The following is a 19,011-nucleotide window of genomic DNA, read 5'->3' as shown; positions in this document are numbered from 1 at the left end:
GCGACGGACGGTCGCAGGGCCGCCCCTCAGGGCAGGAAGCCCTCGAAGATCATCTGGTCGGCATAGCGCGCGGCGCGGGCGCGATCCTCTGGGGTGCGGACGGTCCAGGTGAGCAGCGGCAGTCCGAACTGGCGGGCCATCTGCGGCGCCAGCGAATCGAGATCGGCCACGCGGTAGGCGACGAACTGGAAATGCGAGGCCGGCCAGTGCAGCAGATGGCCGAGCAGCATCCGTTGAAACACATTGAGGCCCGGCCAGTCGGGCCCGCTGAAGTCAAATTCGGCGACGATGCCCCGCGCGACGGCCGGCGCGTGCGTGCGCACAGTGGGTAGCAGGCGGGGATCAAACGACATGAGCGCGGCTGGGCCGTCATAGGCGGCGATGCGGCGGCTGGCGCGAACCGCAAGGTCGGTATTGGCCTGGCGCTCGCTCTTCAGCTCGATCACCAGGGGCACGCGGCCGTTCACGCGTTCCAGCAGATCGTCCAGGCGCATCATGTGGTCGGTGGAGCCCTTGAAGGGCAGGGCCTGGAGTTCGCGCGCGGTGAGGGCGACCAAAGGCCCCTGGCCGGCGGTGAGGCGTTCCAGGGTGGCATCATGGAACACCATGGGCACACCATCGGCGGAGAGCTGAAGGTCCACCTCGATGGAAAAACCGCCCGCAATGGCCGCATCCACCGCCGAAGGCGTGTTCTCCACGATGCCCTTTGCGGCATCGTGGAGCCCGCGATGGGCGATGGGCCGCGCCGTGAGCCAAGAAAAATCGCCCACCAGAGCTCACCCATCCTTGAGCGTTCTCGCGCGAAGGGGCCTTCGCTTCACCTGGAGAACGCGTGAACTCAAAACCCCGAAGTCTTTCCGCGTCCCGTGGAGCGGGGAAGACTTCGGGGCGCTCCTGTTTAAAGACGCGTCAGGTTCAGGCCACTTCGATGACGGCTTCGACTTCCACCGCCGCGTCGAAGGGCAGGGCGGCGATGCCGACCGCGGAGCGGGCATGGCGGCCCTTGTCTCCGAGCACTTCCACCAGCAGGTCGGAGCAGCCGTTCACCACCTTGGGCTGGTCCACGAAGTCCGGGGTGGAGTTCACGAACGCCACCACCTTCACCACGCGCACCAGCTTGTCGAGATCGCCGATGGTGGCCTTGGTATGGGCCAGCAGGTTGATGGCGCACAGCCTGGCCGCAGCGGCGCCGGTGGCGATGTCCACGCTGCCGCCGAGCTTGCCGGTGATGATCTTGCCCGCCGCGTCGATGGAAACCTGGCCGGAGATGAACAGCAGATTGCCCGTGCGCACCACCGGAACATAATTGGCCAGCGGCGGATTGGGCGTGGGCAGGGTGATTCCGAGTGCGGCGAGCTTCTGTTCAACGGACGAGGTCATGAGGACTCCTTGCGGGTTCCTGCCACACGGTGTGCGCAATTGGGCCCTCCTCTTCGCTGAAGGCGGGGTGGGACGCAAGCGCATCCCTTTGGGAATGCCGGCCGGGAAATGTGGAGGAGAGGCGCGGATGAGGCTTCGATCGGGCGCGTTGGCGCTCCTGTGCATGGGCGGGCAACTCGCCTTCTCCCTCGTCCTGTGCGGGCCGGCGGCGGCCATGGCGCTGCTGCCCCACCGGGCCACCTATGCGCTCACCCTGGACGGCTCGCGGCCCACGGGCCAGCTCGAGGACATGAGCGGGAGCATCAATTACCAGCTCACCGGCGACGCCTGCGCGGGCTACGACACCCTGACCCGACAGACCAGCGAGAGCCGGGGCGGGGAAAAGGGCGGCGCGCGGCAGACCGTCACCTCCAAGTCGTGGGAGGCGGGGGACGGCGCGGCCTATCGCTTCGAAAGCAAGACCGACAGCGATGACGAGGTCGAGGAGGTCGCCGCCAGCGTGACGCGCGAGGGGGCGGATACGCTGAAGGTGGTGGTGACCAGGCCCGATGACGCGGTCAAGGTCCTCCACGGCGCCATCCTGATGCCGACGCAGCACGTGCTGAAAGTGCTGGCGGCTGCTGCGGCCGGGGAGGGCACGCTTTCGGCCAAGGTCTATGACGGCGCCAGCGACCCCGACAAGGTCTATGACACGCTGGCCGTGATCGGGCGGGCCGGCAGCGGCGGGGGGCGCCTGGCGCCCGCGGCCCGCGAAGCCCTGGCCGGGCATCTCTCCTATCCGGTGGCGGTCAGCTATTTCGAGCCCGGTGCCATCGACGAGGGGCCCGCTTATGTGATGAGCTTCACCCTCTATGACAATGGCGTGGTGGGCGACCTGAAGATCGATTACGGCCGGTTCGCGCTCATCGGCAGCATGACCTCCTTCGAGGCGCTGCCGGCGGGCGGCAACTGCCAGCCGTGACGCTCCGCGACAGGGGAGGTGCGCATGCGCGTGGTGCATATAACGTTGCGTGGCCGGGTGCAGGGCGTGGGCTACCGGGCCTGGTGCGCGTATGAGGCGCAGGTGCGCGGGCTGAAGGGCTGGGTGCGCAACCGCTCCAACGGAGCGGTGGAGGCGGTGGTTGCTGGCGACGAGGCGCTGGTGGCAGCCATGGTGGATGCCTGCCGCGCCGGCCCGCCCGGCGCACGGGTGGATGACCTGCTGCTCCACGATGCCGCCGACAGCGCCCTCGCTGCGGGGGGCGAGGAGGTGTTCGTCATCCTGGAGACCCTGTGACCCGTTTGCACCACCTCGGCCGCCTTGCGTTCCCCGGTGCCTTCGCCGTGTGGCGCCGGCGGCCCGATGCTGGTTATAGAAACGGGGTCGCAGGCCGTTGGAGTGCGTCAGTCCCGTGATCGAAATTCAAGCGCGCGCCCCGCACCCGGGTTCACCGAAGGAGAGCCCGGCGGGGATGGGCGAGGCCCTCCCGTTCTGGGCCACGCCAAGGGGTGTGGCCGTCATCGTCGGCATCTGGTGCCTGCTGCATGCAGCCATCGGCGCCTTCCTGGAATCGGCCATCAATGTCGACGACGCGGTCGAGAGCTATCTCGTCCAGTCGCTGGAGCTGAGCTACGTTCCGCGCAACCCGCCCTTCTTCGACTGGCTGCTCTATGGGCTCCAGCAGATCGTTGGCACCGGGCGGCTGAGCTTCGCGATCCTGCGCTACGCGCTGCTGTTCGCCTGCGCCATGCTGATCTACCGGGTCGCGCGGCGGGTGATTCACGATCCCCGCCTGCAGGCGGCGGCGGTCTATTCGCTCTCGGCCCTGTGGGTGATCGGCTATCACAGCCACCGCATCCTCACCCATTCCAACGTGATGATCGTGGCCATCGCGGGGGCCATGCTGACGCTCATCGCCATCGTGCGAAAGCCCAGCGCGGCCCTCTATGCGGGTTTGGGTGCCTGGATCGCGGTCGGCCTGCTGGGCAAGTTCGGGTTCGTGGCATTCCTGGGCGCGTTGGTGGTGGCCTGCCTCTTCGAGCCCACCTACCGCCGCGCCCTGTTCGACCGGCGCATCCTGATCACGGCCCTGGTGGCGGCCGCGCCGCTGGCCGTCTATGGGCTCGCCCTGCATTTCCTGAAGCAGGACGTGGTGGCGGCCACCGCCCAGACCATCGGCGCCGCCCAATCGGGCTGGGACGAGGTGGTGCAGAGCTATGTGGTGGCGCTGGTGGGCTATGCGCTGCCGTTCGCGGCGCTCGCGGCCCTGATCTTCCTGCCCTGGAACCGTGGCGAAGGCGCGCGGGCGGCGGATGATGTGCAGCACGCCGGCGCCCGCCGCGTGCTGCGCAATGTCATCATCCTCGGCCTCGTGGCGGCGCTGGTGGGGGTGCTCGCGGTGGGCTCCACGAGCCTGCGGGATCGCTACTTCCACGTGTTTCTGCTGATGCTGCCGGTCTACATGTTCGCCGAGCTGGAGCGGGTCGGCGGCTGGCGGGCGCGGATGCCGGCCTATCTCGGCGTGCTGCTGGCGATCGCGGTGGGCGTGCTCGCTGTTCGGGTGGCGATTCCCCTGTGGCCCGATCCGCGGCTGTGTGGGCGCTGCGTGGCGGCGGAGCCGCTCCATCGGCTGGCTCCCACAGTGAAGCACCAGCTGGGCCCGGCGCCGACGCTGGTGGCCGACGACCGCACTTCCGCCGGTCGCCTGCGGGCCGCCGTGCCTGGCGCCCGCGTGGTGATCGTGACCGAGCTGCAATATCGCCCGCCCGCGCGGGAGAGCACCGGTTGCGCGCGCATCACCGGCATCGCCAACGGCCTGCCGTTCCGCCTGTTGCCGCCCCCGGGGCGCAACACTGTCGAAATGCCGGTGAAGTGGTCGTCTCCGCTGATGAACCCCCACCGGTGGACCGACTGGCAGCTCACTCCTCTTCCTGCGGATGATCCCCTGTGCCGGTAAGACTGCATCCCGATGGACTGATTTTCCGCCTCGCGCGCGAGCAGGACCTGCCCGCTGTGGTCGCCCTGTTTGCGGACGACGAGGTGGGCGGGCATGGAGACACCACCGATGCCGAGGCCTTCGCGGACTATCGGGCCGCGTACCAGGCCATCTGCGCCAACCCTTCCACTTGGCTCTATGTGGCGGAGATCGACGGCCGGGTGGTGGGCACCTTCGAACTCATCTTCGCCCACAGCCTGCCCGGCCGTGGCGTATTGAGGGCGATTCTCGAAGGGGTGCAGGTGGTGTCCGACCTGCGTGGCCGGCGAATCGGGGAGCGCATGGTCCGCCACGCCATGGCGGAAGCGCGTGCTGCGGGAGCCGTTACCCTGGCCCTGACTTCCAACCGGCGTCGCGAGGCCAGCCACCGCTTCTATGAGCGGCTGGGCTTCGCGTCCTCCCATTTCGGTTTCAAGATCGAGCTGACGTAGGGCTATACCTCTACCCGCCACGGACCTCTCAACTGGACCTCTCAACTGGACCTCTCTTGCCGATCCTGTGTGCTATGGTTAGGTCTTAACCATGCGCCGCCGGACGGGAACGTGAGCCCGGCATTACGGCGTGCGTCCCGATCCGAGGGGTCGAGACGGAAGTGGTGGCGGGGCGCGATGCCCCTGGTCGCCATTGGTTGACGTCCCACGGCCGCGAGGATCGGCCGGAACGACAGAGTTTCGGGGAGCGAATCGTGGCACAGGTGCAGACCCAGCCCATAGAGTTTTATTACTGGCCCACGCCCAACGGCTGGAAAATCTCCATCATGCTCGAGGAGTGCGGGCTTCCCTATGAGGTGAAGCTCGTGAACATCGGCAAGGGTGACCAGTTCAAGCCGGAATTCCTGGCCATCTCGCCCAACAACAAGATGCCGGCCATCCTCGACCCCGAGGGCCCGGGCGGGCAGCCCATCTCGGTGTTCGAATCAGGGGCGATTCTCCAGTATCTCGGCCGCAAAACCGGGCTTTTCTACCCGGCCGACGAGCGCGGGCGGGTGGAAGTGGACCAATGGCTGTTCTGGCAGATGGGCGGGCTCGGACCCATGGCCGGCCAGGCCCATCATTTCCGCATCTATGCGCCGGAAAAAATTCCCTATGCCATCGAGCGCTACACCCATGAGGTGCACCGCCTCTATGGCGTGATGAACGCGCGTCTGAGGGACCGGGATTATCTGGCGGGCGCGTATTCCATTGCCGACATTGCCTGCGTGGGCTGGGCCAAGCTTTGGGAACGACAGGGCCAGAATATCGAAGAGTTCCCGCATGTTAAGGCTTGGCTGGCGCGCGTGATGGAGCGGCCCGCCGTGCAGCGCGGCTTGGCCTTGAGCGCCGAGGAGCGCAGCAACCTCGATATCGCCAAGGACAAGGATGCCCAGGCGGTCCTGTTCGGCCAGCGCGCCCGCGGGTGACATCGGCGCCCGTTCGGGCCTGCGCTCGGGGGCAATGCCGCGCGACGTCGCGTGCGGATTGGGTTTCCCTCCAACCATAGGTGCTCTAAGAGAGACGCCGAAAGCGCATCTCCAGGAGCCGCCGTCCCATGTCAACCGATGCACGTGCTGCCTTCAGCCGGGCGACTGAGCTGCATCGTCAGGGCAAGTTGGATGAGGCGATCGAGATCTACCGCCGGTTGGTAAAGCCCAAGCCGGTGTTCGAGGTGCAGCGCCTGCTGGTGTTCGCCCTGCTGCAGACCCGCCGCTTCAAGGAGGCGCTGCAGGCCGCCCGCCGCACCTGCGAGGCCTTCCCCTCTCTTGCCGGGGCCCATGTGCTGCTGGGGGCCGCCTATCAGGCGAGCCGGACCTGGGACAAGGCACTGGCCGCCTACGAGGCGGCCGCGACCCTCGACCCCACCCTGGGCGAGGCGCATTATCTGGCCGGCAACATGCTGGCGGCGCAGGGGCGCCACGAAGAGGCGGTGACCCGTTTCGACCGCGTTCTCGCGCTCGATCCCCGCGCCGCGGAGGCGTTGGCCAATCGCGCCACGGCCCTCTCGCGTGTCGGCAGGTCGCAGGATGCCCTGCGCGACTGCGAGACGCTCACCACCATGCAGCCGTGGGAGCCGCGCCATTGGATCTCCACCGCGGGCACGCTGCTGGAGCTCGGCCGCTTCGAGGAGGTCGCCGCGGCTGCCGACCGCGCCTTGCGCATCGATCCCCGGATGGCAGACGCCCATTTCCTGCGCGGCCAGGGGTGTCTCGGCAATTGTGACCTGGCTGGCGCGCGGGCGGCCTTCAGCACCGCCCTGGCGGTGGCGCCGGATCGCGTCGCCTGGGCGGCGCCGCTGGCGCGCGTGCTGTGCCGGGAGCAGAAGCCGGACGAGGCCCTTGCCGTGTGCGACGACGCGCTGGCGCGCGACCCCGCCTGCGCCCCGGTGCTCCAGGAGCGGTCGGAGGTGAAGCGCTTCATGGGCGACACGGCCGGTGCCCTTGCCGATGCCGAGGCCGCGCTGACCCTCGACCCCACGCTGGCGCTGGCCCACATCTCGCTCGCCACCTTGAGGTTCGACATGGGCGATGTCGCCGGTGGAGAGCGGGCCGCCGCCGCAGCGCTGGCGGCAGATCCCGGCCTGCCCGTGGTGCGCTTCGTCTGCGGCGCGGAGAATCTTGCCCACGGGCGGTGGCCGGAGGGATGGACCGGCTATGAGGCGCGTGGCGGCTTGATGCCGCCGGCCTACGTGCCGCTGTCCTTCGAGCGGTGGGACGGGCGCGAGCCGGTGGAAGAACTGATCGTGCTCGGCGAGCAAGGGCTCGGCGACCTCATCCAGTTCGGCCGGCTGGTGAGGCTTCTGGCCGATCGCGGCATCCACGCCCGTTTCCTCACCGCGCGGCGGAATGCGCCGCTGCTGTCGCGAATCGATGCGCGCGTGCCCGTGATCAGCGATCTCGCCAGCGTGGACACCTCGCGGCCCGGATTGCGCTGGGTGCCGGTGGGCAGCTTGCCGGGGCTGATCGCCCCCAATCCGGCCGACTGGCCGTCCGCTCCCTATCTCACCGTGGATCCCGAGCGTGTGGCCCGCTGGCGGACATGGCGTCTGGCGGAAACGCTCCCGGAGCCGGGGGAGGACGACGCCGCGGCCGAGGCGCCGCCGGATCTCGACGCGCCGCCCGGCTCCGCCGAACCTTCCGCCGATGGCGCGGGCGCAGAGAATGCGCCGGAGGAACCTGCGCCGGTCGTGGTGCGGCCGCCGCCGCGCCTGCGCGTGGGTATCAACTGGCAGGGCAATCCGAGCTCGGCGGTGGATGTGGGCCGTTCGGCGCCGCTTTCGGCCTTCGCGCCGCTGGCGGAGCTCGAAGGGGTTGAGCTGGTGAGCCTCCAATGGGGGTATGGCGAGGAGCAGATTGACGACGTGCCCTTCGCGGACCGCATCGTGCGGCTGGCGGCTGATCGCGATGCCGAGGGCACCTTCATGGATACCGCCGGCATTCTTCAGCATCTGGATGTGGTGGTGACCATTGATAGCGCGCTGGTCCATCTGGCAGGCGCGCGCGGCCGCCCTGCCTTCCTGGCGCTGCGCGCGGTGCCAGACTGGCGCTGGGGACGGGAGGGAGAGCGCACGCACCTCTATCCAAGTGTGCGCCTTTTCCGCCAAAGCCGGGCGGGGGAGTGGGACGACGTGTTCACCCGCATCGCGGCCGCCGTCGAGGCGCTCCTGCAGGCGAAGGAGGCCCCATGAGCACCGCAGGCGTGATGATTCTCGCGCCGATCTCGGTTGGCGAGCTCTACGACAAGATCACCATCCTCATGCTGAAGATGGAGCACCTGACCGACGAGGCCCAGCGCGCCAACGTCTCTCGCGAGTTGGACGCGCTGCGGGAGCTGCGCACGTCATCGCGCTTGGCGGACAGTTTTGAAGACCTCTTTGGCGCTCTCCTGGACGTGAATCGCCGCCTCTGGCACGTGGAGGATGAACTGCGGCACCTGGAGGCCAGGCAGGATTTTGGCGCGCCCTTCGTCGCTTTGGCGCGCTCTGTCTATGTGCTGAACGACGAGAGGGCGGCCCTGAAGCGGCAGATCAACCTGCATTCCGGCTCCTGGCTGGTGGAGGAAAAGTCCTATGGCGCGGCCTCGGCGGGGGTCGCCGGCTGACGCCGACTTTGTGGGTTTCGCTGGAAAACCCACTTCAGTGCCTTGCAAAGCCGTCTTCGGTTCGGCATAGGAGAGCGAGCGGGAGACGTGGCCGAGAGGCTGAAGGCACTCGTTTGCTAAATGAGCAGACCCCCAAAAGGGTCTCGAGGGTTCGAATCCCTCCGTCTCCGCCACCTAACTCTGTTAAAGTTTTGATATCGTTGAAAGAATCCATCTCTCAATTGGTGCGGTCCCCCAAAATATCCCCCAATAGTTTGCGGAAGGCTCCGGCATAAGTCGGAACGATTCGGGCACTCGATAGTGTGGGGAGCGGCCAGATACCTAAGGGATGGGCCGAGGAACGTCGCCGCCCCGCCGAGGCGGAACACCAAAAATGCGACTCATGGCGGCAGCCCATAGCATCACATGAAAAGCACGGGACGCGCACTGTATCTGGCAAGATCGCGCGCCGGGGAGGCTCCTGATGGAGCTTGGCGCGCACGCCGGTATTGAGATGCTATCCACTATTGGCTCGCAAGAATCTCATCGCAGCTCAATTCAGGGCATGCGACAACGCGCAGAAGGAGGGTCGGAGTTATGGCTTCGGCGGCAAAAGGCGGCCTGACAAAGGCACCATTTTGCACATCGGTACTATCGTCCCGCTAGATTTGCCCGTGAGCCCGACTCTACCTCCGATTGAGCTTCGGCTATGGTGCCTGCTCCTTCGTCGGAGCGAGAATGAACATGTTGCGATTGCTCGTATCCCTGTTTCAACGGAGGAAAGCCAAGCCGCAGGCAGAGCCAAATATTGGAATCCCGGTAGAGACGGAGTCAAAGGAGTCTCTACGCCCACATGTTGAACGCGCCATTGCGACTATGGGCCTTATAGACCCGCAGTACACAGAATGGGTGTTGGAGCTATTTCACCGCCACCAGTTTTCCCGCTCTGAGGGCGTTGCGTTGGCCGCCAGGAAAGCTCTAGATCAAATGACCCCGGCCGAAAAGGCGGCCATTGGGGTGCGGTCGAATGCCTTCATGTCGCGAGCTTACTATGCTCACTTGAGTGATAAGGGGAAAACAGACCCGCTTAATGCGCTTGAATTTACATTGAGGCTGGCGTTCTTCCTGCGTTGTCGCGCCAGAGATATCGAGAATATGAAGCGCGCTGGATGTGAATTTGCGACGGCAGATGGCATTTTCGCGGAAACGTGCGGCGGATGCCGGAGGATCAATAATACGCGCTACAGGCTTTCAGAAATCCCCAACCTCCCTATTGAGGGATGCGAGGAACAGGTATGCGCAGTCAGCTTCCGAGGAGAAGTGACATTCTGACCATCCGTGCCTTCAGGTGGTAAGCTGCCAGGACCTCGCCCTACGAAGCGATGAAGGCGTAATAGGCGACGGGGCGCTGGACGATATTTTCTCGCCTGCCGTCCATCTTCACCGTCAGCTGCCGACACGCGAGCTTGAATCCACGCAAGTCCATGTCGTCTTCCGCTTTTTGGGCTCTGGACTCCCTTTGATCCCTGACTGCTGATACCGTCCCCTGCTCAACCTGTGGGGGATCAAATGATGCGTCGCCACTCGTTTCTATTGCTCACCGGGTTCCTCGCCATGCCGTGCGCTTCAGCATTTGGCGCGGATCAAGCTCTCTTCCCGCAAATCGATGTCGACAAACTATGCCGCCGCTATTCCGGCCCCGGACCTGGTGGGGTAATCGCTGTAAACGGATGTATTGAAAGAAACCAGGTCGGACATGATAGGCTGAAATATATTTGGCCCAATGTGTCAGATAAAATATATAATGAGTGCCTTATAATTGTATCAAAAAATGAAAATACGCATGGATATGACCTATGGTCCGACTGTGTCGATGTAAGAATATTTCATGAACGTCAAATTATTGACCAAACGCAAATTAAAACTTTCAGGCCATAACCACTGCAAACGACCAACTGAGCTGAGCAGCCATGATCCTCCGCAAATGTCGCGAGTGCGGCAACGAGGTCAGCACCAGCGCGAAGACCTGCCCAAAGTGCGGAGTCTCCGACCCAGCCAAATCACGCGCCTCGCTGACCGTCATGAAGATTCTGCCCTTCGTGATCGCGGCGGCGGTCATCTATGGGCTCCGGCATTCTGGCGATGATGCGAAATCATCCGAACCGCCCGCGCCCAAGGAGCAGCCAAAAGCCGAGCTGGATCTCACGAAGCCTCTGTTCACGGCCAAGTACGCGGCGCTGTGCCCCAAGGCCCTTCTCACCACGGTATACCCGGATAAAATTATGGGCATTTTCACATCGATCTTTACCCGAGAGGCAAAGCTGAAGGAATACGGGTGCATTGAGGACCTCCCCGGAAAGCAGGTCTATCTGCACGACACCTTGGCCCATTATCTCATCGTGGACTATTGCAAGCCAGACACCTGTTCGCCCCGCTTCTTCACCATGAAGGCCCACCTCACGAATTGACGCCTCGTCGCACGCATACCACCATGTCATTCTCTCCTACAACGGCACCGGCTGCTTCGTATCACCATTGGTCGTTGCCGAATTCCAGGTTGGATCGCCCTGGCGGAGGGCCGAAAGGTTCGCACCAAGTACGCACCCCCAACGCGCGGAAGCAGGGTGCGAACCCGAAACTCCAGTCCGATACCCACGTTGGGGCGGTTGAAGGCTTTGAAAATGCCCGCCCGGGTCGGCAAATTCGGGGCTTTTTGAGCGCTCCATTGACCGGGAAAGCCCCCCTCGCTTTCACTCCACCACTGCCTCGCATAACGGCTTCCTGAAATTCAGCGGCGAATCAAAGCCCGGCCGGCAATCAGCCCCGCCTTTTCTTCATTCGGTAGTGAACTGATTGCGGCGCCATGCCCAGTGTGCGGGCCATTTCCGGTGCCCGGGCTCCCGCATCCATCATGTCGCAAAAAAGGGCTTCGCCTGCGGGTGTCAGCTGCCGGCCCTTGCCGGTGCCCGTCGACAGCGTGATGGCCGCCGCGCGGGCCTGCCAATCCACCGGCGGCACCACCGCATCGGCTGCCAGAGGCTGGGGCAAAGTCCCCAGATGGGCATGGCCGCCATTCGCTGCCAGATGCCACACGGCCTCATCGCCGGATGTCTGCGCCTTCAGGACGGGAGAAACCGGAGTTTTCCGGAGCACCTGCGCTTCGACCGCCGCAATGCGGGCGCTCATCGCGGCCATTTCATCTCGCCATGTGGCCCCCGGCTCATCATCGGCAAGGAAGGCTTGCAATCTCGCCGTGAAGGACGGATCGGCCCGCATTAACGCAGCGGCCTTCAGGAGCACCGGGCGGCTGTCTTGCGGCACGCGCGCATTGGCCTGTATCAACTTCATTGTGCGACCTCCGGCTATCGTTTGCTCTCACGCGTGATCCGTTCCGCTTTCCAGCACCGGGCGTGCAGGGGGCGCCCGCGTGCATCGCGCACACACACACGCCAGTCGGTGGCGCCGCACACAGCGCAAGTCGCGGGATGGGTCGGCAGCCCCAAGCCCCGCGCAAGGTGGATCACCACCGCACCGGTGGGCGTGTTTGCGGCTGGCTGCGACCGCGATTCTCGCGATTTCTGCGATTCCAGGGGGGATGGCGGGGCGACAATCGCAGGAATCGCAGGAATCGCGGGGGCTTCATCCTTGAGAATGTCCGCAAGCGCGGCCTGCGCATCAAACAACATGGGGTGCCCTCACAACCCGATAGGCTTCCTTTCGCGCGGTGCCCCGAACAACCGTGCCCGCCTCCAACGGCACCAGCCATCCCGCTTTCACCAATGCAGCTAAGGGCATGTTCAGCCTTGCCCGCTCCCGCAAAGCGTTCGGCCCCTTGTTCAGAATTTCGGTCGGGGTGACATCGTCATGGGGCCAGCTCTCGCGCAGCCAAGCCAAAAGCCGCTCAGCCCTTGCCGTTTCCTCCGACACAGCGCCGATTTCCGCCAGTCGGCTGGCTTCCTCCAAATAGAATTGGGCGAGCGTCACACCCTGGGCCATCGTCTCGGCCGAAACCTCCCGCGCGTTCAAATCCGCCCATAAGGTCAGCACTCCGGCAATTCGAGCGGCCTGTTCGGCTGATTTCGACGCATAGGAGCGCACGTGCTCCAATGCCCCGCCGCCTTGTTGGGCCTTCTCGACCACCTCGTAAAAGCGCCAAAGCAATTCCTTCGCGCCCTTCGACAAAGGGAGGCGCGCGGGGGCAAGTTCCTGCGGATCGTCACCGGTTGGCAGCGGGGTTTCCAGAATAGCGCGAAGATGATCGGCGAACGCGGAAAGGGCTCCTTCACTCGAAGGCATGTGCCCGCGTCGCAGCCGCGTGCCAATGGCGGACGGCGGCTCGGTGACCAGGAACCGCGCGAGGAAGCCTTGCCCGCTCGCCTGCGGGTCAGCCATCAGTGGGCGGGCGGCAATGGGCTGGGCCATGAGATGGGTGGCCAGCCGGCGCCCGCGAAGGGTCGCAACGCCATCTCCGGCGCGGGTCCGGTTGATCGAGGCGCCATCCCAGAGCTTGGACAGCCCCGCCATCGTCTTAAGACGGTTGTCGGCATTCATGGCGTGCCCACCGGTGAAGCCCCCGCCCTCATCGTTGAACAGGCCAAGCGAGGGCCGCCCGGCCTGAAACAGCTTGATTGTGCCTTCAAAGGTCGGTTCTTGAATCATTACCGTGGGCAGAAGCGGCGCGGTAGGCTCCGGCCCCATCGCGTGCAGATCGGCTTCCGCTGCCCTCGCCCGATCCAAGTCCTTGCCGGCGATATCGCCCATCAGCCGCTTGCGCTTGGCCTCCCAAAGTTCCTTCGTTGTGAGCCATTCGGCATGAGCGGGCTTGTGCGCCCTTTCGAGGTCGCGCTCGTAATCATGAGCGCCGCGCATCAAGAGGCGATCACAAGTTGATTTGCGCTCGCCGCTTTCGGCAATGGTCAGGCAAAACAGCGAACAGGGTGCATCGCCGCCCAGCGTTTCGACATCCGCGAAGCCCTGCACGGCCAGACTCGCCACCGCCAAGGCTGATTGCGCAGCAATGGCAATGGGAGCCTGCGACATGTCATGCGCGGCAACGGCGGCGTCTTGCAGCGGACCGAGCGCCTCGGTGGGATAGGGCTGGCCGGAGGGGATGTCCCGCACGAGCGGCTGCGGACCTTCGGCCTTGAAAGGGATCGGTGCGGGTGCGCTCAACATGCCTCGCCCCCTTTCTTCACGGCAGCCAGCATCAGCACATCGTTCCAGTCCCGGCCGTCCGGGGCGGGAAGCAGGCCGACATCCCAGCCCACCGCCCGAGCGCGTTCGGCCAGCTTGAAGCCGGCGGCCCGCCCCGGCGCATCCCCATCGGTCGCCACAATCAAGCGGTGGGGCTTTCCAGACGGCAGGCCAAGCCCACCCATGCCCGAGGTGGAAAGCGCCGCCCACACCGTTGTCGGACCATCCACGAGGCCGCAAGCGAGCGACAGAGCGGTTTCGATGCCTTCCGCCACCACCAGCGGAGCGTTCTCCGCAAAGGCGACAGGCACGGCCCCGCCTGCGGTGGTGCCCAGCATGGCCTTGCTCGGCTGCACATCGGCTTTTGCGCGGCCATCCGGCCGAAGATAGGTGCGATGAATGGCGAAGCGCGCCGAACCATCAACCCGTGCCACCAGGGCCGGCAAATGCCCGGCCTCAGGATGACGACAGGAGGGATGAAAGCGCAGGCTATCGGGAAGATAGCAGGTGATAGCACGCCCGCGTAGATAGGTTTCAGCAGGAGTGCCAGTGATGGCCTGGGCCTCATTCCAGAGAGCGAGCGCCTGCCGTTCCTTCTTCACGGCATCTCGCTCAGCCTTGGCATGAGCGCGCGCAAGTTCGGCAAGGTCCGGCTCCGGCCTCCGGCGTTCGCCCTCCACGATGCCCTTCCACCGCAGGGCGGCCAAAACATCCGCGAAGTTGCAACCCGCCTTGCAATGCAAGAGCAAAAGGCCCGTGGGGCCATCGGCAATCGTGAGGCTGGGACGGGCGTCGGCATGGGCGGGGCAGCGCGCAACGCCATAGCGCGCATACCATTTGCCGCTCAATGCGGCGGTGACGCGGTGGGCCTCACTCATCGCGCGGCCTTCGCACGGGACGCCAGCCATTCGGCAATGGCGGTTTCAGGCCACCCCACAGCCTTGCCCGTCAACTTCACCGGGCGGGGAAACAGCCCCTTGCCCATCATGTCGTAAATGGTCGAACGGCTCAGTCCGGTGATGTCCTCGACCGCTTTGCGACGAAGGTGTTTCGTCGCGAACTGTGCAACCCCTGTCATGTCGGCAACTCCCTGTCCGTGATGGAACGTACAGGGAACATGATGGAGTTAAGCCGAAGGGTGGTGAGGATACTTGGAAACTCGAAATGTAACGAATAACCCAACGGCGTCAGTCATCACGAGGAGCACGGAACTCTGGACTGTAAGAGCTTAGCGGTGCAACTCCCTCTGGTCGACGATGCCGAGATGCCCAATATTTTTGCTCACGCTCAGCATCCCTATCACGAGCCGCACGTAGAACCCCCGAAATGTCCGTATCGGCCTCTTGACCATTTAACGCCAGTGTTACGATTCGCCTGTAGAAATCCATAAATAGTGTCGGACCCGTATCCTTACCACTTGGCCAGTTATTGACCGTTACAGGCTGAGCAAAGGCTTCCTTGAAGACATGGGCCATGACCGTGCCACGTTCGATGCGCCTCTCACGTTGGGCTCGTTCGCGCCAACGAGGCGGCTGCACATTATCACCGCTGTCCATGCGCAGCGCTGCACCCGCCAGGAAGCCGGAGAGCCAAAAAATATGCTTTATGGCCAACATGTAGTTCAACTCATCGTCTCTCCCACCGCTTATCCCAAGTCTATGTCTTTCGAGCCCATGGGTATGAATTGCAGACCATTCCGCCCATGGTATTTCTGCTAAATCTTCCCATAGCTCTTCCGCGCGCTCCGCTAATGCGTAGAGGTTATCTCGGGTTTGGGCGTTGCCTTGGCACGCATAAGGGTCGTCCTCAGGCCGTCTTACGAGAAGGCCCAAAAAGCTCCGGATCGCTGTCGCGAGCGTCCCCATGTCGCGCCCCTCGGCCAGCGGCGCCGGAAATCCCTCAAGGGCCTTTTCGACTGCTTCCTCCGTGACATGAGGAAATTTCGCGCCGAAGTGTTCAAAGGTGCGCACCATCGCAACGAACTCATCCCCCCATCCCTCAGCCTGATCATTCATCAACCAATCCTCACGACCTTCGCGCTCGCATCGGCCAGATAGGCCGCCCATGCTTCCATCATCTTCCGGCGCTTCTCGAACACGTCGGAGCGCGCATAGGCTCGCTCCACCGCATCGCCGGACAGATGCGCCAGCGCGGCCTCAGCAATCTCACGGGGAAAGTTCGTGCGTTCCTGCGCCCATGTGCGGAATGACGTACGGAAGCCGTGAACATCGGCAGCAAAGCCCAGTTCCTTAATCAGCTTCGACAGGGTCATATCGGACAGCGGGCGCCCCTGTTTTGTGCCGGGGAAGATCAGGCCGGAAGCATCATCCAGCGCCTTCGCGGCGTCGAGAATGGCCAGGGCACGGGGAGACAAAGGCACACGATGCGGGCGCTTCATCTTCATGCGCTCGGCAGGAACCGCCCACACCTTCGCGGCCAAGTCGATTTCATCCCAGCGGGCTTCACGCACTTCGCCAGATCGGGCGGCTGTGAGCACGAGAAATTCAATAGCCAGTTTCGTGGCTAGCCCTGCACGGGAGGCCCGAACGGTATCGAGGCAGGCCGCAACCTCCCCATGGCTCAGCGCCTTTCGGTGTTCTTTCTCGGCGGCGACCTTCGGCAGCGCCTGCCCTATGTTCTCCGCCGGGTTATCCTGCCGCCAGCCCTGTGCAATCGCCCATTTCATCACCGTACCGATGCGCTGGCGCACCCGCCGCGCCGTTTCAGGCTTCTCGGTCCAAATGGGTGAAAGGGCAGCCAGCACGTCGGCGGTGGTCACGTCCTGCACTTTCAACTTTCCAAGCCGAGGGAAAGCATAGGTTTCCAGCGTGGTGAGGAACTGGGCCGCGTGCTTGGGGTTCTTCCACGTCGGCTTGTGCAGCTCATGCACTTTGCGCGTGGATTCCGCGAAAGTGAGAACCGCAAGAGCCTCCCGCTTGGCCTGCAACGGATCACCACCGCTTCGCGCCAACCTCCGGTTATCCAGAGCAACGGCCCGCGCTTCAGCCAACGGCACCAGGGATGCGCTGCCGAGCCCGATCTCGCACCTTTTCCCACGAATGACGATGCGTTGAACCCACTGCCGAGCGCCTCCGGCATCAACGCGCAGGTAGAGCCCGTGACCATCGAAATATTTGCCCGGAGCGGTGGCGTTCTTCACCGCCTGTGCCGTGAGCGCCTTTTCGGGCCTGCGGGTCAAATGTCCCGTCATGCGTCCCCCAGTTCATCCCCCATTATATTCGGGAACATGCCGAACAAAGGCGGAACCATGAGGAACACATAACGCCAAATAATCAAAGAAATCAACACGATTTAGGAATGGCGCGGAACACTCCGGAATGGCGGATGGCAGACTCCGTCTCCGCCATTCTATCTGCCTTATACAATTGACCTTTAAGGACTTTCCGCTCCCTTGAAGAGCGGTGTGCCCCTGCTGTGACTCCGGCTTCCAGCGGGCTTGGGCGAACGGAGGCGGGCGTCAGCCGGGGTGAATTTGTAGGGCCTCTTTCGATGCTCTCGAATCTGAGGGGCATACGTGATGGCGACCCCATCGCCCAAGCCCGCTGGAATCCGGAGCCGCCGCGTGCCCGCGGGGGGCGTGGTTTGCGGCGTCTCTCGTGCCGAGGCTTGCCTGCGGCGCTTCTCAGGCTGCGCGACGGCGGACCGCGTCGCCCATGGGGCCTGCGGCCAGGTTGGCGGTGAGGCGGCGCAGCAGCCATGCCGTCTGCTCGAGATGGTCCATGGCCTGCCACAGCATCTGCCATTGCTCGGGCGCGACATTGGGCGCGCGGGCCATCAGCTCCTCACGCATCTTGCGCAGGACATCGGACCGCTCGGCGGTGAGGGCGCGGATCATGTCGACCGAATTCTCGTCGAAACTCTCCAGTTCCGCGATGACCGAGGTGAGCATGGCGTGGGTCGCCTCCGCGAGGTTTGCGGCGGTCGGCGCCACCTCGGGGATCTTGGCGAGATCCGCCAGGGTCTTGGCCATGGAGCCAAGGGCGGCATGCAGGCCATGGACATATTGGTTGCAGTTCCAAAGGCCCATGAGCGCGTCCTGCTCGGTGGGCGCGCCGGGATTCTGCAGGGCCCGCTTCAGGAACGTGTCGATGTCCCGGGCCAGCTCGTCGCCGGCCTGCCGCAGATCCTTGGGGGAGGCGTTGGCGGCGTTGGCGGTGGTTTCGTCGTCGTCCGCGGTGGCGCCGGGATTGTTCCGCACCTGGTCGAGGAAGTGGGGCAGGCGGCGCACCAGGCGGCGCTGCTCCTGCTCGGCCAGGGTCACCGCCGTCACCGACTGGCTTTCCGCATAGCCGGTGATGAACATGGGCTTGCTCAGGTTCTCCGTGGCGGTCGGCGGGCTCCAGCGCTCGATGAGGGCAAACAGCGGGCCGTTGAAGGCGGAGGCCGCCACCGCCGAGACGATCTGGAACAGCCAGTGCACCGCCGTCACCTGCAGCGCGGCATCCGCCGTCAGATCGGTGACGAAGGCGCGGATGAGGGGGATACCCGTATAGTGCTCGATGGTGAGCAGCGGCAGCAGGATGGCCGTGCCCACCAGCTTGAGCACGAGCTGGTAAAGATTGAGCTGGCGCGCCGTGCCCTTCAGGCTCGACCCCTGCGCCAGGGTCATGATGCCGGAACCAAGATTGGCGCCCACCACGATGAGGAAGGTTTGGTCGATGGCGAGCACGCCGGCCGCCGCCAGCGCCACCACAATCACCGAAACCGTCTGCCCCTGCACCACGGCCGCGAGCGCGGTGCCGGCGATGAAGCCCCAGAAATAGAACTGGTCGGCGAAGGACAGGACCGCCTTGAGCGTTTCGGAGTCGCGCAGCGAGCTGGAAGCGTCAGTGGTCAGCTGCACGCCATAGAGCAGCAGGAACAGGCCCAGCATGGCCGCGACGAAGTTGCGGTAGCGCGCATCACGGTCATAGCCCAGCAGATAGGCAAAGCCGATGAGCGCGATGCCGCTCATGATGACGAGGTCGATGTCGAACGACGCCAGCAGCAGCCGCAGGGTCGAGCCCGCATAGGACCAGGTGACGATGGGCATGGCATTGCGCACCGTGGCCGCCCCGGCCGAGACCAGGCCGATGACGATGAACGTCACCGCATTGGTGCTCTGGATGGTTGCCCCCGCGAGCACGCCCACCAGCGAGGCACGGAGCGGATGGCCCGTTGCCCGCGCGACGAGGCGCTGGAAGCCCGGACCCACCACCTGCTTCATGTTGGCGGTGAGAAATTGCGTGCCGATGAAAATGAAGCCGAGACCGGCGAGCAGCCCGATAAGGACAGACATGCAAATGCTCCGCGGCGGAAACTCACAGGTGTCGCGACGCGGACCTGCCTGACCGCGCCCCAACCCGCCCCTGGGTTTGGGAACGGATGACCTGAGCAGATGCCGCTTCGAG

Annotated in this window: 18 protein-coding genes and 1 tRNA gene; 10 read left to right on the top strand and 9 right to left on the bottom strand. The window is 64.6% G+C overall.

Annotated elements, in window-relative coordinates; genetic code table 11:
• Positions 1-26: 26 nt before the first annotated feature.
• Entirely contained in the window at positions 27-770 is a 744-nt protein-coding gene (locus V5F26_RS16080) for a glycerophosphodiester phosphodiesterase family protein (RefSeq protein WP_394059347.1), read from the bottom strand.
• A 145-nt stretch (positions 771-915) separates the two neighbouring features.
• On the bottom strand, positions 916-1,380 hold the full coding sequence (locus V5F26_RS16075) for a RidA family protein (RefSeq protein ID WP_394059349.1): 465 nt from the start codon (positions 1,378-1,380) through the stop codon (positions 916-918).
• Positions 1,381-1,507: 127 nt separating this feature from the next.
• Here V5F26_RS16075 and V5F26_RS16070 point away from each other — a divergent pair, with 127 nt between their 5' ends.
• The 10 genes from V5F26_RS16070 to V5F26_RS16025 all read left to right on the top strand — a co-directional run bounded on the left by V5F26_RS16070 (position 1,508) and on the right by V5F26_RS16025 (position 10,875).
• Positions 1,508-2,341 (top strand): cell envelope integrity EipB family protein, encoded by an 834-nt coding sequence (locus tag V5F26_RS16070; RefSeq protein WP_394059351.1) that lies wholly within the window; start codon positions 1,508-1,510, stop codon positions 2,339-2,341.
• A 24-nt stretch (positions 2,342-2,365) separates the two neighbouring features.
• Positions 2,366-2,656: an acylphosphatase gene (locus tag V5F26_RS16065; RefSeq protein WP_234050750.1), complete on the top strand. Its 291-nt coding sequence runs from the start codon at positions 2,366-2,368 to the stop codon at positions 2,654-2,656.
• A gap of 175 nt (positions 2,657-2,831) precedes the next feature.
• On the top strand, positions 2,832-4,316 hold the full coding sequence (locus V5F26_RS16060; RefSeq protein ID WP_394059353.1) for a glycosyltransferase family 39 protein: 1,485 nt from the start codon (positions 2,832-2,834) through the stop codon (positions 4,314-4,316).
• Entirely contained in the window at positions 4,307-4,786 is a 480-nt protein-coding gene (locus tag V5F26_RS16055) for a GNAT family N-acetyltransferase (RefSeq protein WP_394059355.1), read from the top strand. The genes V5F26_RS16060 and V5F26_RS16055 overlap by 10 nt, the downstream gene beginning before the upstream one ends.
• 254 nt (positions 4,787-5,040) lie before the next feature.
• Positions 5,041-5,754, top strand: coding sequence for a glutathione S-transferase N-terminal domain-containing protein (locus V5F26_RS16050; RefSeq protein WP_394059357.1), 714 nt, complete (start codon positions 5,041-5,043; stop codon positions 5,752-5,754).
• A 128-nt stretch (positions 5,755-5,882) separates the two neighbouring features.
• Positions 5,883-8,015, top strand: a complete 2,133-nt coding sequence (locus V5F26_RS16045; RefSeq protein ID WP_394946459.1) for a CHAT domain-containing protein — start codon at positions 5,883-5,885, stop codon at positions 8,013-8,015.
• Complete coding sequence (locus tag V5F26_RS16040; RefSeq protein WP_394059361.1) at positions 8,012-8,428, top strand: DUF6165 family protein; 417 nt, start codon at positions 8,012-8,014, stop codon at positions 8,426-8,428. Before V5F26_RS16045 ends, V5F26_RS16040 begins: the two co-directional genes overlap by 4 nt.
• Positions 8,429-8,509: 81 nt before the next feature.
• Positions 8,510-8,601, top strand: a tRNA-Ser gene (locus V5F26_RS16035).
• A 544-nt stretch (positions 8,602-9,145) separates the two neighbouring features.
• Positions 9,146-9,739 (top strand): hypothetical protein, encoded by a 594-nt coding sequence (locus V5F26_RS16030; protein WP_394946457.1) that lies wholly within the window; start codon positions 9,146-9,148, stop codon positions 9,737-9,739.
• Between the two features lie 638 nt (positions 9,740-10,377).
• On the top strand, positions 10,378-10,875 hold the full coding sequence (locus tag V5F26_RS16025; protein WP_394946456.1) for a zinc ribbon domain-containing protein: 498 nt from the start codon (positions 10,378-10,380) through the stop codon (positions 10,873-10,875).
• Between the two features lie 349 nt (positions 10,876-11,224).
• Here the strand turns inward: V5F26_RS16025 and V5F26_RS16020 are convergent, their stop codons facing one another.
• From V5F26_RS16020 to V5F26_RS15990, 7 genes are all read right to left on the bottom strand, one after another.
• Entirely contained in the window at positions 11,225-11,755 is a 531-nt protein-coding gene (locus V5F26_RS16020; protein ID WP_394946455.1) for a hypothetical protein, read from the bottom strand.
• A gap of 327 nt (positions 11,756-12,082) precedes the next feature.
• Complete coding sequence (locus V5F26_RS16015) at positions 12,083-13,582, bottom strand: YfjI family protein (protein ID WP_394946454.1); 1,500 nt, start codon at positions 13,580-13,582, stop codon at positions 12,083-12,085.
• Positions 13,576-14,478 carry a DUF7146 domain-containing protein gene (locus V5F26_RS16010; RefSeq protein WP_394946453.1) on the bottom strand — a complete coding sequence of 301 codons (903 nt, stop codon included), beginning with the start codon at positions 14,476-14,478 and terminating at the stop codon, positions 13,576-13,578. Before V5F26_RS16010 ends, V5F26_RS16015 begins: the two co-directional genes overlap by 7 nt.
• Complete coding sequence (locus V5F26_RS16005) at positions 14,475-14,678, bottom strand: helix-turn-helix transcriptional regulator (protein ID WP_394946451.1); 204 nt, start codon at positions 14,676-14,678, stop codon at positions 14,475-14,477. Before V5F26_RS16005 ends, V5F26_RS16010 begins: the two co-directional genes overlap by 4 nt.
• Before the next feature lie 109 nt (positions 14,679-14,787).
• On the bottom strand, positions 14,788-15,615 hold the full coding sequence (locus V5F26_RS16000; protein ID WP_394946450.1) for a hypothetical protein: 828 nt from the start codon (positions 15,613-15,615) through the stop codon (positions 14,788-14,790).
• Complete coding sequence (locus V5F26_RS15995; protein WP_394946449.1) at positions 15,615-16,811, bottom strand: tyrosine-type recombinase/integrase; 1,197 nt, start codon at positions 16,809-16,811, stop codon at positions 15,615-15,617. The genes V5F26_RS16000 and V5F26_RS15995 overlap by 1 nt, the downstream gene beginning before the upstream one ends.
• Before the next feature lie 432 nt (positions 16,812-17,243).
• Positions 17,244-18,899 carry a Na/Pi symporter gene (locus V5F26_RS15990; protein ID WP_394946448.1) on the bottom strand — a complete coding sequence of 552 codons (1,656 nt, stop codon included), beginning with the start codon at positions 18,897-18,899 and terminating at the stop codon, positions 17,244-17,246.
• Positions 18,900-19,011: the final 112 nt, after the last annotated feature.

This window comes from Xanthobacter variabilis, assembly GCF_043831965.2.
GTDB lineage: Bacteria > Pseudomonadota > Alphaproteobacteria > Rhizobiales > Xanthobacteraceae > Xanthobacter.
This window is presented reverse-complemented; position numbering and strand designations above follow the sequence as displayed.

What these genes read in the sequence shown, in the direction of transcription:
- V5F26_RS16075 (WP_394059349.1), bottom strand. Translation starts at nt 1,380, where the DNA reads ATGACCTCGTCCGTTGAACAGAAGCTCGCCGCACTCGGAATCACCCTG.
- V5F26_RS16070 (WP_394059351.1), top strand. Translation starts at nt 1,508, where the DNA reads ATGAGGCTTCGATCGGGCGCGTTGGCGCTCCTGTGCATGGGCGGGCAA.
- V5F26_RS16065 (WP_234050750.1), top strand. Translation starts at nt 2,366, where the DNA reads ATGCGCGTGGTGCATATAACGTTGCGTGGCCGGGTGCAGGGCGTGGGC.
- V5F26_RS16060 (WP_394059353.1), top strand. Translation starts at nt 2,832, where the DNA reads ATGGGCGAGGCCCTCCCGTTCTGGGCCACGCCAAGGGGTGTGGCCGTC.
- V5F26_RS16045 (WP_394946459.1), top strand. Translation starts at nt 5,883, where the DNA reads ATGTCAACCGATGCACGTGCTGCCTTCAGCCGGGCGACTGAGCTGCAT.
- V5F26_RS16040 (WP_394059361.1), top strand. Translation starts at nt 8,012, where the DNA reads ATGAGCACCGCAGGCGTGATGATTCTCGCGCCGATCTCGGTTGGCGAG.
- V5F26_RS16030 (WP_394946457.1), top strand. Translation starts at nt 9,146, where the DNA reads ATGAACATGTTGCGATTGCTCGTATCCCTGTTTCAACGGAGGAAAGCC.
- V5F26_RS16025 (WP_394946456.1), top strand. Translation starts at nt 10,378, where the DNA reads ATGATCCTCCGCAAATGTCGCGAGTGCGGCAACGAGGTCAGCACCAGC.
- V5F26_RS16020 (WP_394946455.1), bottom strand. Translation starts at nt 11,755, where the DNA reads ATGAAGTTGATACAGGCCAATGCGCGCGTGCCGCAAGACAGCCGCCCG.
- V5F26_RS16015 (WP_394946454.1), bottom strand. Translation starts at nt 13,582, where the DNA reads ATGTTGAGCGCACCCGCACCGATCCCTTTCAAGGCCGAAGGTCCGCAG.
- V5F26_RS16010 (WP_394946453.1), bottom strand. Translation starts at nt 14,478, where the DNA reads ATGAGTGAGGCCCACCGCGTCACCGCCGCATTGAGCGGCAAATGGTAT.
- V5F26_RS16005 (WP_394946451.1), bottom strand. Translation starts at nt 14,678, where the DNA reads ATGACAGGGGTTGCACAGTTCGCGACGAAACACCTTCGTCGCAAAGCG.
- V5F26_RS16000 (WP_394946450.1), bottom strand. Translation starts at nt 15,615, where the DNA reads ATGAATGATCAGGCTGAGGGATGGGGGGATGAGTTCGTTGCGATGGTG.
- V5F26_RS15995 (WP_394946449.1), bottom strand. Translation starts at nt 16,811, where the DNA reads ATGACGGGACATTTGACCCGCAGGCCCGAAAAGGCGCTCACGGCACAG.
- V5F26_RS15990 (WP_394946448.1), bottom strand. Translation starts at nt 18,899, where the DNA reads ATGTCTGTCCTTATCGGGCTGCTCGCCGGTCTCGGCTTCATTTTCATC.